We start from the raw sequence: 13,587 nt of genomic DNA, 5'->3' as shown, positions 1-13,587 counted from the left end.
GACGGGGTGGCCCACCTTCACCATCCGGTCACCTCTCTTCGACCCATTGAACGTGGAGGCCGGCGCTCCCTAGGCTCGACAGTGGCCGACCGTGCGAGGGTCGCCCGGTCCGCCGTGGGAGCAGTCATGATCGGTGACCACACACCCGTTCCGACGCTCGGCGTCAAGGAGATCGGCAGGGCCCGGGAGTTCTACGAGGGCACGCTCGGGCTGACCCCCGGCAGGGACGTGCCCGGCGGCGTGGAGTACCGAGCCGGCTCCGGCGGGGTCTTCGTCTACGAGTCGGAGTTCGCCGGCACCAACAAGGCGACCGCGATGATGTTCGAGCTGCCGGAGGACGCCTTCGACGCACAGGTCGCCGACCTCCGTGCGAAGGGCGTCACCTTCCAGACCTACGACCTGCCGGACGCCCAGTGGGACGACGGGGTGGCGAGCATGATGGACGGCTCGTTCCGCAGCGTCTGGTTCGAGGACCCGGACGGCAACATCCTCAACCTCGGTACCGGGATGGGCTGAGGCTCACGCACAGGACGGTTCGCGAACCCCAGGGGCGCTCGCGGACCTGATCGATCCGGTGTGCGAGCCCACCTGTGGTTCGCGAACCGGTTCGGGCGTCGTCGCACCCGGCCCGGTCAGAGGTTGATCATGTGGCCGGCGATGCCCTCGATGGCCTCCTTGACCGACTCGGAGAGGGTCGGGTGCGCGAAGACGTTGCGCGACACCTCGTCCGCGGTGAGGTCCCACTTCTGCGCGAGGGTGAGCACCGGGAGCAGCTCGGTGACGTCCGGGCCGATCATGTGGGCGCCGAGGATCTCGTTGTGCGTGGCGTCGGCGACGATCTTGACGAAGCCGACCGCGTCGCCCAGGCCCATGGCCTTGCCGTTGGCGCTGAACGGGAACATGGCCGTCTTGACGTCGTAGCCCTTCTCCTTGGCCTGGGCCTCGGAGTAGCCGAAGGACCCGATCTGCGGGTGGCAGTAGGTCGCCCGTGGGACGAAGTCGTACTCGACCGGCATCGTGTCGGCGCCGGCCATGGTCTCGGCGGCGACGATGCCCTGGGCCTCGGCGACGTGCGCGAGCATGAGCTTGGCGGTGCAGTCACCGATTGCGTAGACGTTGTCGACGTTGGTGCGGCAGTAGTCGTCGATCTCGACGGCACCACGGTCGGTGAGCTTGACGCCGATCGCCTCGAGCCCGTAGCCCTCGGTGCGCGGGGCGAACCCGATGGCGGAGAGGAACTTGTCGGACTCGAGGACCTGGGAGTCGCCACCGGCCGCCGGTGACACGGTGACCTTGACGCCGGACCCGGTGTCCTCGACCCCCTCGACCTTGGTCGAGAGCAGGACCTTCACCCCGAGCTTCTTGTAGTGCTTGAGCAGCTCCTTGGAGACGTCGGCGTCCTCGGTCGGCACCATCCGGTCGAGGAACTCGACGATCGTCACGTCGACGCCGAAGTTCTTCATGACGTAGGCGAACTCGACGCCGATGGCGCCGGACCCGGCGATGACGATCGAGCCGGGGAGGTCCTCGTCGAGGATCTGCTCCTCGTAGGTCACGACGTTCTTCGAGACCTCCATGCCCGGGAGCATCCGGGTCACGGCACCGGCCGCGATGATGAGCTTGTCGAACGTCACCGTGCGGCTGTCGCCGGAGCTGAGCTTGACGTCCATCGAGGTCGGGCTGGTCAGGGTGCCCCAGCCGTCGATCTCCTCAATCTTGTTCTTCTTCATGAGGAAGTGGACGCCCTTGACGATGCCGGCCGACACCTGGCGCGAGCGGGCGTGGGTCGGGCCGTAGGACATCGTCGCGTCGCCCTCGATACCGAACTTCTTCTTGTCGTGCTGCAGCGTGTGCGCCAGCTCGGCGTTCTTGATGAGCGCCTTGGACGGGATGCACCCGACGTTGAGGCAGACGCCACCCCAGTACTTCGCCTCCACCACCGCGGCCTTGAGGCCCAGCTGTGAGGCGCGGATCGCCGCGACGTACCCACCGGGACCAGCACCGAGAACAACGACATCGAAGTCAGCCATGGGCGCCAGCCTAGTGGGCGGCAACTGCCGGTCGAGCGGCGACCGACCCTCAACGCAGGACGCGCAGCGCCTCGTGGATCGAGCGCGCCACCGGGGCCGCCGTCTCGCTGCCGTGGCCGCCCTGGCTCACGGCGACGGACACGGCATACCGCGGCCTCGTCGTCGGTGCGTACGACAGGAACCACGACGTGTCCGAGCGGTCGAACACCTCCGCGGTTCCGGTCTTGCCCGACACCGGCCAGTTCGCCGGCATCCCCGCGAAGGCCTGCGCCGCCGTCCCCGACACGACGACGGCACGCAGCGCGCTCCGGACGTAGTCCCCGACGTCCTTCGGCAGCGCCGTCGCACGGGTGGGACCGGCCGCGACCGGCGTGGCCGCACCCGTGACCGGGTCCACGGTCCGCACCCCGACGCGCGGCGTGCGGACGACACCACCGCCGGCGATCGCGGCATACGCCACGCCCATCTGCAGCGGGGTCGTGGCGACGTCACCCTGCCCGATGGAGAAGTTCGCGGCGTCACCCGCGCGGAACTGTGCCCCGCTCACGCAGTTCTCCTTCGCGAGCGAGACGAGGTATGCCGCCCGCGCCGGGTCGGTGCGTGCCACGTCCGGGTAGCCGGAGGTCGCCCTGGCGCAGGTCTCGTCCTTGGTCTCCTCCCAGACCGCGCGCTTCCACCCGCGGTCCGGCACCCGGCCGGCGCTCTCCCCCGGCAGGTCGATGCCGCTGCGGCTGCCGAGCCCGAAGTCGCGGACGGTGGCGATGAACGGGTCGCGCGCGTCCGCGCCCGAGAGCCCGCCGAGGGCCAGCCACGACCGGTACGCGACGTCGTAGAAGACGGTGTCGCAGGAGATCTCGAGTGCCCTGTGGAAGGTGATCGGGCCGTAGCCCCGGGACTCGAAGTTGCGGAACGAGCGGTTGCCGATGCGGTAGCTCGACCCGCACTCGTAGGTGCGGCTCAACGAGTTGCCGGCGGCGACGGCGGCGGGGACGCTCAGCGCTTTCAGCGTCGAGGCCGGGGCCATGGCCGAGCCGGTGACCCGGGACAGCAGCGGGGTGCCGGCCTTCGGTGAGGTGAGGGCGGCGTACTCCTTGGCCGAGATGCCGCCGGTCCACACGTTGGGGTCGTAGGTCGGGGCGCTGGCGGAGGCCACGACGTTGCCGGTCGTCACGTCGAGGACGACGGCAGCGCCTGAGTCGGCGGGCTGGCCACGGGTCCGGGCGGCGGCCATCTCGCGGCCGAGGGCCTTCTCGGTGGCCGCCTGCACGCCGGCGTCGATGCTCGTCACGAGGTCGCGGCCCGGCTTCGGGTCGACCTGCGCGACGACGCCGGTGACGAGGCCACGGGCGTCGACCGACACGGTGGTCCGCCCGGGGGTGCCGCGGAGCTCCGCGTCGTACTGCTGCTCGAGGCCGGCCCGGCCGACGAGGTCGTCGGCGCCGACCCGCCCGGACGTGACCTCGGCCTCGGTGGCGCGACCGAGGTAGCCGAGCAGGTGGGCGGCGTTGACCCCGAGCGGCGCCGGGTAGCGCCGGACAGGGACCGCGTCGACGGCCACCCCCGGGAAGAGGTCGGGCCGTTCGACGAGGCTCAGTGCCCGCTGCGGGTCGACCCCGCTCGCCACGGGGATGGGCACCTGGGGCGAGCCCGCCCAGCAGGCCGGGGCGGGCGGCGCCCCGTCCGCGCCACAGAGGTGGGTGCGGTCGAGGAGCTCCTGCACCGGCCGGTCGATCGTCGCCGCGACCCGTTGGAGGACCCCCCGCGCCCCGTCGTCGCTGTCGGCGACAACGCGCCGCTCCACCGTGACGACGGTGACGGAGCTGTTGTCGGCCAACGGCTTCCCGGCCCGGTCGAGGATCCGCCCGCGCACGGCGGGGACGACGACCTCGCGCGTGTTGAGCTTCGCCGCGGCCACGGCGAAGTCGGCGTGCTCGGTGAGCTGCACCTGCCCGAGACGGCCGAAGAGGGCGACGAAGAGGAGGGTGACGACCGCGCCGACGGCGAGGAAGCGGCCCTGGTGTCCGGACCCGTCCCGCGGCCGCAGCCCGGCGCTCGTCACGCGAACCTCCGACGCTCGGAGCGCCGCTCGAGGCTGCCGACGAGCGGGACGAGCAGCAGGCCGACCGTGGCCGTCGCGACCACCCGGCCGAGCGAGGACCCCGCGCCGACGGGGACGCCCTGGGCGAGAGCCAGCAGGGCGCGGACGATCTCGAGACCCCCGGCAGCGGCCGCGATGACCGCGACCACCCAGACGAGCGCGACCGGGCCGGGGCGGCGAGCGAGGCCGACGAGAAGGCCGCACCCGGCATACAGGAGGGCCTGGGTCCCGAGCACCGCGGAGCCCGGCGGGAGCAGGTCGAGCAGCCACCCCCCGGCCAGGCCGGTGACCAGGCCCGCCCGCGGCCCCGAGCGCAGCGCCGCCGAGGCCACGACGACGAGGACGAGGTCGGGCAGCGGCGCGAGGTGGCGCGCGGCGAGGGTGACGCCGAGGACGGCGCCGACGAGCAGGAGGGCCGCCCGCAGGAGGGCACCGGTCGCCGTCACGACGACCCTCCGGTCGCGGCGGGACGGGGCGTCGTGCGGGGCGCGGTGAGCAGCACCCCGACGACCCAGAGGGACCCCGTGTCGACGGCCGGGCGCACCGTGCCCGTGGGCGCGAGGCGGCCGCGGCTCGGCTCGACCGAGGTCACCGTGCCGATGAGGACGCCGGGGACGAACGGTCGCCCGTCGACGCTGCCGAGCGTGCGCACCTCGTCGCCGACGGCGAGCCGGCCGACCTGGACGAGGGTGAAGCCGAGCGTTCCGGGCCCGCGGTCCACGGCGCTCCTCGCGTCCGCGCCGACGGTCGCGAGCGCGCCCGAGGCCCCGACGCGGGCCCCGACGACGACCTCCGGCCCGCCGACGACGAGGACGTCGCTGGTCCACGGGGCGACGGAGGCGACCCTGCCGACCAGCCCGCCGGACGCCACCACCGTGCGGTCGACGCTCACCCCGTCGCGGCTGCCGACGTCGATCGTGATCCGCACGACCCCCTGCGGACCGGGCGCGCCCACGCCCACGACACGGGCCGGGACGACCTTCGCCCCGGCGGTGGTGGGCGAGGCGAGCAGCTGCGCCGCGGCCGTGGCCTCCGCTCCTTCGAGGCGCGCCTGCCGCAGCTGGTCGCCGAGCCGCTCGTTGTCGCGGAGCAGCTCGTCCTCGCCGGGTCGCCCGGACGGGGCGAGGACGCGCTCGAGCGGGCCGAGGACGGTCGCGGCGCCACGGCGCAGGATCCCGGGACCGGGGCCACCGACGAGGTCGACGACGACCAGGGCCGCGGTGACGAGGACCGCGATCGCGAGGAGGCGGCGTCTCCGACGGTCGGGTGCGTCGCCCCTCACGGCCGGCGGTTGTCGACGAGGACGCGGTGGAGGGTGTCGAACTCCTCGACGCAGCGACCGGCGCCGCGGGCGACGGCGCGCAGCGGGTCGTCGGCGACGGTGACCGGCACGCCCAGCTCGTGGTGCATCCGCTCGGCGAGCCCGCGCAACAGGGCTCCCCCGCCGGTGAGGGTGACTCCGCGCTCGAGGACGTCACCGGCGAGCTCGGGCGGGCAGACGTCGAGCACGGCCCGCGCCAGCTCGACCATCTGCAGCACGGGGCCCTCGATCGCCCGACGGACCTCGGCGGACGAGATCGCCACGGTCTTGGGCAGCCCGGTGACGAGGTCGCGCCCGCGGACGCGCTCGCTCAGCTCCTGGCGCAGCGGGAACGCCGACCCGACGGCCACCTTGATCTGCTCGGCGCTGCGCTCCCCGAGGAGGAGCGAGTACTCGGACTTCACGTGGGCCACGATCGCCTCGTCCACCTCGTCCCCGCCGGTGCGGATCGAGCGGGAGGTGACGATGCCGCCGAGGCTGATGACGGCGACGTTGGTCGTGCCACCCCCGAGGTCGACGACCATCGACGCCATCGTCTCCTCGATGGGCAGCCCGGCGCCGATCGCGGCCGCCATGGGCTCCTCGATGACGTGGACCCTCCGGGCGCCGGCGCGCAGGGTCGAGTCCTCGAGGGCGCGGCGCTCGACGCTCGTGATGTCGCTGGGGACGCAGACGACGATGCGCGGTCGGAACAGCCGCGAGGGGGCCACCTGGTCGACGAAGTAGCGCAGCATCCGCTCGGTGACGTCGGCGTCGGAGATGACGCCGTCGCGCAGGGGGCGGACGGCGCGCACCGAGTCCGGTGTGCGGCCGAGCATCTCCTTGGCGCGGTGCCCGGCCGCGAGGAGCTCGGAGGTGCCGGTCCGGACGGCGACGACCGACGGCTCGTCGAGGACGACCCCGCGACCCCGCTCGTAGATCACCGTGTTGGCGGTCCCGAGGTCGATGGCGAGGTCTCGCGCGCGCATCCATCGGTCCAGTCCAGCCACGCTCGCGATGCTACGCGGGGGCGCTCGCGGGTCGTCGGCCCAACACGCCCACGCCCCCGTTGCGTCCGCAGAGATGGTCGGGATCCCGGCCATCCTTGCGGACGCAACGGGCCCCACACGCGGGTATGCCGCCCGCTCTCGGGGAGTGGACGGCATACCCTCTCGTGCGGGTCAGTTTCGCGGGGTCACTCGTTGCTGCCCACGACCTTGCCGCGGTTGCACGGGTTGCCGACGTCCACGGAGTCACCGCGGTCGACGACGATGCTGCGCGTCCCGAGCACCTTGCCCTTCTTGTTGGCGCAGGTGAGGTTCCACGTCTCCTTGACCCCGGTGACGATGAGCGGGGCCGGGGACTCGAACGACATCGTCCCGGTCCAGTCGGCCGTGGCGCCGCTGGCGTAGTTGATCGCCTCGACGCGGTAGTCGCCGGGCACCGGGTCGACGACCGCCGTGATCTCGGGGTTGTCGAGGGTCGCGGCCGAGGCCACCTGGTTGCCGGCCGCGTCGTAGACGTAGAAGTCCCAGTCGACGTTGGGGTCGGGGTTGGGGCCCACCCACCCGAAGGTGAAGACCACCTTGCCGTTGTCGTACGTCGGCAGGCCCTGCACCGTGACGTCCGAGAACTCGGACGCACCCACGGCGGGGATGCCCGCCGGGTTGGTGATCGGGCTGCTCGGCTGCGGCGGGGCGACGGCGTCGCGGCCGTAGCGCCCGGCGACCAGCGGTCGGGTCGACGGGTTGACCGCCCACGAGAACGAGCCACCCTTGCCGGCGAGCGACGAGGTGAGCACGTCCGTGTAGGGGATGGGGTCACCGACGCTGCCGTCGAGCTGGATGACCGGGGAGGTCATGCCGACGTAGGACTTGCGGATCGTCAGCGTCGTGTTGGCCGGGGCCTTGCCGGTGATCGTCGAGTGCAGCTCCGGGTTGCGGGCGGCCTCGGCGGCGTCGTAGTAGGCCTCCCGGTTGCCACCCTTGCCGGCACCGGCAGCGGGCGCGAGGCCCATGTACTCGGCGACGACACCGGTCTCGTACGCCGGGTGGAAGCCCTCCGTGCCGATCTCGAAGGTGAAGCCGAAGCCGCCGGTGTTCCAGTAGCTCCAGTCCTCCGTCGAGCCCGAGGTGTCGTACAGGCCGAACGACGGGATGTTGGCGTAGTCGTTGTGCTCGGCGAACTCGGCCCCGAGCGCGCGGTACTGGATCTCGTCGGGGCTGAACCCGGTGGAGGCCAGCGACGGCGGCCGCAGGACGAGGTTGCTGTAGGTGTGGTTGGTGATGAGCGTCGTCACCTGGCGGCTGCTCACGAGCTTGCGGATGTTGTCGACCTCGGGCTCACCACCGGGGGCGTCGCCACGGAAGGTGTCGTCGCTCCACACGGGCGAGGCGCCCGGACCGCCCCAGAAACCGGGGTAGTTGCGGTTCGGGTCGGTGCCGCGCAGGCGTCCCGCGGGGTTGTTGTCGCAGGTGCCCGGCAGGTACTGCGCCGGGGTCTGGGAGCTGATCGCGCAGTTCTTGCGCTTCATCTCGTAGTCGAAGAGCGAGAAGTTGCCGAGTGGTGCGGCCGTGCGCGAGATCTGGAACCCGTCGACGTTGACGACGGGGACGACGATCGTGCGCATGTCGTCGAGGAGTCCGGCGTTGCGGGCGTCGCCGCCCTCGAGGAGGTCGTAGGCGAACTCCATCGCGTGCTCGGACGAGGGCCACTCGCGGGCGTGGTGGGCCCCCATGATGAGGAAGACGGGCTTGCCGTCGTCGATGGTGGCCGCGTTGTTCGTGATCTCGATGCCCTGGACCGGCTTGCCGAGGACCGAGAGGTTCGGCAGCGTGAGCGCCTTGACCTTCCCCGGGTACTTCGCGGCGAGTGCGGTCATCTCCGCGTTGTAGTCGGCGAGCTGCCGGTAGCTCGTCCGGCCACTGGGGAGCGCGGACTCGGCTACGCTTGCGGCATACGCCTTGTCCTTCTTGGCGTTCGCGCGCTCCACCGCGGCGAGGTCGGCGACCTTGACGGTCCACTTCTTGCCCGAGGCACGAAGTCTGGCCACGTCGGCCCTGCCGTGCAGGACCACGTCGACACCCTTGGCATCGGCGTGCTCGGTCGTGTCGAGCCCCAGGGCGTTGACCGCCGAGCGCTCCTTCTGCGTGGCCGCGTGGACGGTGACGATCTGCACCTTGTCGTCCTGCGCACTGGGTTGCGGTGCCGCTGTGGCGACCCCTGCTCCCGCGAGACCGGCGGCGACCAGCGCGACGGCTGACACCACCCCCGGCCCGACTCGAGTGATCCTCATACTCGCTCCTTCGATCAAGAGTGCGGCCCGAGGGGGTCGCTGAAACTCAACCTAGGGCGCTGCCCGTGATTTGGCGACGGGGGAAAGTGACCAGATCTCGGGTGGGTTCGTGCCTTCCGCCCTCCGCCGAAGGGCGCGCGGACCGGCGTGCGGACCGGTGTGCGGACCCGGTGGAGCGGGGCTCAGAGCCCGGGGAACCAGATCGCGATCTCGCGCTCGGCCGACTCCGGCGAGTCCGAGCCGTGCACGATGTTCTTCTGGACCTTCTCGCCCCAGTCACGGCCGAGGTCGCCGCGAATGCTGCCCGGGGCCGCCTCGGTCGGGTTCGTGGCACCGGCGAGGGCGCGGAAGCCGGGGATGCAGCCCTGGCCCTCGATGACGGCCGCGGTGACGGGACCGGAGGACATGAACTCGACGAGCGGCTCGTAGAACGGCTTGCCCTCGTGCTCCGCGTAGTGGTCGGCGAGCATCTCGCGGGTGGGCGTCGTCACCGCGAGGGCCGCGAGCGTGTAGCCCTTGGACTCGATCCGGCGGAGCACCTCCCCGGAGAGGCCGCGGGCGAAGCCGTCGGGCTTGACGAGGACGAGCGAGCGTTCGGTGGTCACGCGGGTCAGCCTAGCGAGCGGCCTCCGGGCCGGAGGCGCCGGACTCGCGCGCCGCCATCATCGCGTCCACCTGCTGGCCCTTGACAAGGCACAGCAGCCACAGGCCGGTGAAGACCAGGCCCACCCCGATCATCGCCGGGACGATGACGGCGCTGGCCCAGGTGAGCAGCTGGACGAGCCAGCCGAGCGGGAGCCCGAGCGGCCCGCGCATCAGCCCGGCCGCGACGATCGCGAGCACCCCGAGGCCGCAGCCGGCCCAGAGCAGGGTGGTGGCGTTGCCGTCGCCCTCGGCGATCGCGGAGCCCCGGGCGACGAGCGCACCGAGGAAGATGATGAGCGACTGGCTCGCGAGGACCGTGGCGAGCATCCGCCAGGTGAACGTCCCGAGCCGACCGGTGAAGGGGACCCGGGTCATCCGCGCTTCCACTCCCGCACGTCGATCGCGGCCTTGGCGGCGGCCAGCGGGGCCCTGGTGGCCTGGCGGTAGAGCTTGACCGCGGTGACCTTCTTGCCGTGCGCGAGCGCGAGGTCGATCGACTGCTGGACCGTCGGCGGGAGGTCCTCGACCGGCCGGAAGCTCACCCTGTCGCCGCGGGTGCTCTCGCGCAGCCTCATGACGAGCCAGAACGCCAGCGCCGCGACGGCGAGGATGAGGACCAGCCTGGCGATCGGATGCATGGCACGAGGGTATGCCGCGTGCGCTGGTTGGATGGACCGGTGCCTCCCCCAGCCGTCCCCGGCGGCTTCCCCGACGTGCCCGGCGTCGCCGAACCGTGGCGACTGCGCCGCGTCGTCCTCACGGTGGCCGGGCTCAACATCGCGGGCTTCTGTCTCGAGGCAAGCGTGGCGCTGGCCATCGGGTCGGTCGCCCTGTTCGCCGACAGCGTCGACTTCCTCGAGGACACGGCGGTCAACCTCCTCATCGCCCTGGCCCTGGGCTGGGGCGCTCGTCACCGGGCGATCGCCGGCAAGGTCATGGCAGGGGTGCTCCTGGTACCCGCCGCCGCTGCCGTCTGGCAGGCGGTGTCCAAGTGGGGCGACCCGGCGCCCCCCGACGTGCGCTGGCTCGTGGCCACTGCGCTCGGGGCCGTCCTCGTCAACGGTCTCTGCGCATGGCTGCTGGTCCGGGTCCGGCACGCGGGAGGGAGCCTGTCGCGGGCGGCATACCTCTCCGCCCGCAACGACGTGCTCGTCAACCTCCTCATCGTCGCGATGGCCGCGGTGACGGCGGTGACCGGGTCCGGGTGGCCGGACCTCCTGCTCGGGCTGGTGATCGTCGTCATCGGGCTGCACGCGGCCGCGGAGGTGTGGGAGGTCGCGGCCGAGGAGCACCTCGCCGCGAAGGCGCTCGCCGGCGACGGGCTCGGCTGACTCCCGACGTGGTTCGCGAACCGCAGGGTGACTCGTGCGCCCGTTCGAACCGGTCCGCGAGCGCGGGTGCGGTTCGCGAACCATCACGAACCGACGCGAACCGACGCGAACGTGGGCCGGCGAGGTGGTGGGTCAGGCGTCGGTGACGCCGAGCAGCATCCGCACCTCGGCCGCCGTGACGACCGAACCGGTGGCGAGCACTCCCCCACCGACGCCGGCGCCGTCGGCGATGCCCGCCGCGCGGTCCAGGGCGTCGGGCAGGTCGTCGATGACGGTGACTCGCGCGTCACCGAAGATGCCGCGCGCGAGCTCCCCGAGGTCGTTGGGGCGCATGGCGCGCGATGAGGTCGTGCGCGTGACGATGACCTCGTCGAGGACCGGCTCGAGGATCTCGAGCATCGACGAGGCGTCCTTGTCCTTGAGGATCGCGATGACACCCACGAGCTTGGTGAAGGTGAACGCCTCCTGGAGGCCGTCGCGCAGGGCGACCGCCCCGGCCGGGTTGTGCGCGGCGTCGACGAGGACGGTGGGGCTGCGCCGCACCACCTCGAGGCGCCCGGGCGAGGTCGCGGCCGCGAGGCCGGCCCGCAGGACCTCGAGGTCGAGCTCCTGCTCGCCGCCGCCGACGAAGGCCTCCACCGCGGCGATGGCCACGGTGACGTTCTGGGCCATGTGCGACCCGTGGAAGGGCAGGAAGAGGTCGGGGTAGGTCGTGGCGAGGCCGCGCACGGTGACGGCCTGTCCTCCGACGGCGACGTCGCCGCCCTCGAGGCCGAACTGCTCACCCTCGTGGGCGATCTGGGCGCCGACCTCCTCTGCGCGGGCGTTGAGGATGCCGATGACGGCCGGGTCGTCCTGCCGGGCGCTCACGGCGATGGCCTCGGGCTTGATGATCCCGGCCTTCTCGAGGGCGATGTCGGTCTCGGTGTTCCCGAGGAAGTGCTGGTGGTCGAGGCTGATCGGCGTGATGACCGAGACCGCGCCGTCGGCGACGTTGGTGGCGTCCCAGCTGCCGCCCATCCCCACCTCGACGATGGCGACGTCGACGGGGGCGTCGGCGAAGGCGGCGTAGGCGACGGCGACGAGCACCTCGAAGTAGGTCATCCGCGGCTCGCCCTCGGCGGCGGACTTCGCGTCGACGATGTCGATGAGGCCGATGACGTCGTCGTAGGCCGAGAGGAACTGCTCGGCCCCGATGGGGCGCCCCCCGATGGCGATGCGCTCGAGCATCGTGTGGAGGTGCGGCGAGGTGAAGCGCCCCGTCGTGAGGCCCATCTCGCGCAGGATCGACTCGATGACCCGCGCGGTCGTCGTCTTGCCGTTGGTGCCGGTGAGGTGGATGACCGGGTAGGTGCGTTGCGGGTCGTCGGCGAGCTCCATGACGGTGCGGATCCGGTCGAGGGAGGGCTCGAGGTCGTGCTCGGGCGCCCGGGCGAGGATGGCCTGCTCGACCTCACGCAGCCGCTTGGTGATCTCGAGGGTGCGCGCTGCCTCGCGCTGGGAAGAGTCGGGAGCCGGTGCCATGCGTCCCATTCTCGCAGCCCCGGCGCCCACCCCGGCCCCCCGACTTATTGCGCATTTCGGTCGTGCAGGTCCCACTGATTGCGCGCACGGCGTTCAGCCGTGCTGGTCGTCATGCGCAATCAGTCGCTCCGCGGGGAGGCGGGTTCAAGGGAGTCACGCAACACCTCGATCACGAGGAGTTGTTTGTCATGAGGGGTCGGCCGAGGGCGCCGCGGGAGCTGGATCGCCGGTTTTGGGCTGGGATCCGGGACGGGTTGAGCGTGGAGGATGCGGGCGGGTTGACGGGGCTGTCGTACAGGTGGGCCAGTCGCATCTTCCGGGAGGCTGGCGGGGTGAAACCCACGTCTGTTGCCGCCCCGGTTGGCCGGTACCTGTCGTTCTCGGAGCGGGAGGAGATCGCGGCGTTGGTCCATGCCGACCGCGGGGTACGGGAGATCGCCCGCCGGCTGGGGCGTGATCCGGGCAGCATCAGCCGCGAGCTGGCTCGGGGCGCGACCAGGCGCGGCTACCGTCCCTCGGTGGCCCAAGCCGCAGTCGATCGTGGCCGCACGGCTCCTCGCGCGGCGAAGCTGGCCACCAATCTCCGGCTGCGTGGGGAGGTCCAGGCCAGGCTGGAGCGGCACGAAAGCCCGGAACAGGTCGCTGGAAGACTGAAGGTCGACTTCCCCGACGAACCGGAGATGCGGGTGTCGCACGAGACGATCTACCAGTCGCTGTACATCCAGGCCCGTGGTGGTCTCAAGCGGGAGCTGACCGCGTGCTTGCGCACCGGCCGGTCGATGCGCCGACCACGCCGCCGCGAGGGTGAGCGCCGCGCGCGGATCCCGGACATGGTGATGATCAGCTCGCGCCCGCCCGAGGTCGAGGACCGCGCGGTGCCCGGACACTGGGAAGGCGACCTCATCCTCGGCTCCACCGCCTCGGCGTCCGCGGTCGGCACGTTGGTGGAGCGCACCACCGGCTTCACGATGCTGCTGCACCTGCCCGACAACCACGGCGCCCTGGCCGTGCAGGACGCGCTGGTGGCCAAGATGCTGACGCTGCCTGAACAGCTCAGACGGTCGCTGACCTGGGACCAGGGCAGCGAGATGGCACGTCACGCCCAGATCGCCGAAGCCACCGGTCTGGAGATCTACTTCTGTGACCCCCACTCGCCCTGGCAGCGCGGCACGAACGAGAACACCAACGGGCTGCTGCGCCAGTACCTGCCCAAAGGTAGCGACCTCAGCTTCTACGGGCCCGGGATGCTCGACAACATCGCCGCCGAACTGAACTCCAGACCCCGCAAACGCCACGCCTTCAAAACCCCAGCCGAGATGCTCAACGAACTACTGTCTGCGAACATCGCCAACGGTGTTGCGTGA

Annotated in this window: 13 protein-coding genes; 3 read left to right on the top strand and 10 right to left on the bottom strand. The window is 71.8% G+C overall.

Annotated elements, in window-relative coordinates; genetic code table 11:
• Positions 1-126 precede the first annotated feature (126 nt).
• Positions 127-516: a VOC family protein gene (locus AC3EU2_RS13950; protein ID WP_488176892.1), complete on the top strand. Its 390-nt coding sequence runs from the start codon at positions 127-129 to the stop codon at positions 514-516.
• Positions 517-632: 116 nt separating this feature from the next.
• Here the strand turns inward: AC3EU2_RS13950 and lpdA are convergent, their stop codons facing one another.
• From lpdA to AC3EU2_RS13905, 9 genes are all read right to left on the bottom strand, one after another.
• Complete coding sequence (gene lpdA / locus AC3EU2_RS13945) at positions 633-2,030, bottom strand: dihydrolipoyl dehydrogenase (RefSeq protein WP_488176891.1); 1,398 nt, start codon at positions 2,028-2,030, stop codon at positions 633-635.
• Between the two features lie 49 nt (positions 2,031-2,079).
• Positions 2,080-4,089, bottom strand: coding sequence for a penicillin-binding protein 2 (gene mrdA / locus AC3EU2_RS13940; protein WP_488176890.1), 2,010 nt, complete (start codon positions 4,087-4,089; stop codon positions 2,080-2,082).
• Positions 4,086-4,574 carry a rod shape-determining protein MreD gene (mreD, locus tag AC3EU2_RS13935; RefSeq protein WP_488176889.1) on the bottom strand — a complete coding sequence of 163 codons (489 nt, stop codon included), beginning with the start codon at positions 4,572-4,574 and terminating at the stop codon, positions 4,086-4,088. Before mreD ends, mrdA begins: the two co-directional genes overlap by 4 nt.
• Entirely contained in the window at positions 4,571-5,410 is an 840-nt protein-coding gene (gene mreC / locus AC3EU2_RS13930; protein ID WP_488176888.1) for a rod shape-determining protein MreC, read from the bottom strand. Before mreC ends, mreD begins: the two co-directional genes overlap by 4 nt.
• The gene (gene mreB, locus AC3EU2_RS13925; protein WP_488179493.1) at positions 5,407-6,417 is read right to left on the bottom strand and encodes a rod shape-determining protein MreB; all 1,011 of its coding nucleotides are present in this window, start codon (positions 6,415-6,417) and stop codon (positions 5,407-5,409) included. Before mreB ends, mreC begins: the two co-directional genes overlap by 4 nt.
• A gap of 206 nt (positions 6,418-6,623) precedes the next feature.
• On the bottom strand, positions 6,624-8,723 hold the full coding sequence (locus tag AC3EU2_RS13920; protein WP_488176887.1) for a M14 family zinc carboxypeptidase: 2,100 nt from the start codon (positions 8,721-8,723) through the stop codon (positions 6,624-6,626).
• A 182-nt stretch (positions 8,724-8,905) separates the two neighbouring features.
• On the bottom strand, positions 8,906-9,328 hold the full coding sequence (gene ndk, locus AC3EU2_RS13915) for a nucleoside-diphosphate kinase (RefSeq protein ID WP_035936455.1): 423 nt from the start codon (positions 9,326-9,328) through the stop codon (positions 8,906-8,908).
• A 10-nt stretch (positions 9,329-9,338) separates the two neighbouring features.
• The gene (locus AC3EU2_RS13910; protein WP_488176886.1) at positions 9,339-9,743 is read right to left on the bottom strand and encodes a DUF4233 domain-containing protein; all 405 of its coding nucleotides are present in this window, start codon (positions 9,741-9,743) and stop codon (positions 9,339-9,341) included.
• On the bottom strand, positions 9,740-10,006 hold the full coding sequence (locus tag AC3EU2_RS13905) for a hypothetical protein (protein ID WP_488176885.1): 267 nt from the start codon (positions 10,004-10,006) through the stop codon (positions 9,740-9,742). The genes AC3EU2_RS13910 and AC3EU2_RS13905 overlap by 4 nt, the downstream gene beginning before the upstream one ends.
• A 39-nt stretch (positions 10,007-10,045) precedes the next feature.
• Here AC3EU2_RS13905 and AC3EU2_RS13900 point away from each other — a divergent pair, with 39 nt between their 5' ends.
• Positions 10,046-10,699, top strand: coding sequence for a cation efflux transmembrane domain-containing protein (locus AC3EU2_RS13900; RefSeq protein WP_488176884.1), 654 nt, complete (start codon positions 10,046-10,048; stop codon positions 10,697-10,699).
• Between the two features lie 132 nt (positions 10,700-10,831).
• On the opposite strand, the gene AC3EU2_RS13895 is transcribed toward AC3EU2_RS13900, so the two are convergent.
• A complete protein-coding gene (locus AC3EU2_RS13895) occupies positions 10,832-12,232 on the bottom strand; it encodes a bifunctional folylpolyglutamate synthase/dihydrofolate synthase (protein WP_488176883.1) in 1,401 nt (466 codons plus the stop codon).
• Positions 12,233-12,411: 179 nt separating this feature from the next.
• Between AC3EU2_RS13895 and AC3EU2_RS13890 the strand changes: the two genes are divergently transcribed.
• Positions 12,412-13,587, top strand: a complete 1,176-nt coding sequence (locus AC3EU2_RS13890) for an IS30 family transposase (RefSeq protein ID WP_488176163.1) — start codon at positions 12,412-12,414, stop codon at positions 13,585-13,587.

It is taken from the genome of Knoellia sp. B-D-2, from assembly GCF_057714695.1.
Note: the sequence above shows the minus strand (reverse complement) of the source record. Positions and strands in the feature narration are given on the sequence as shown.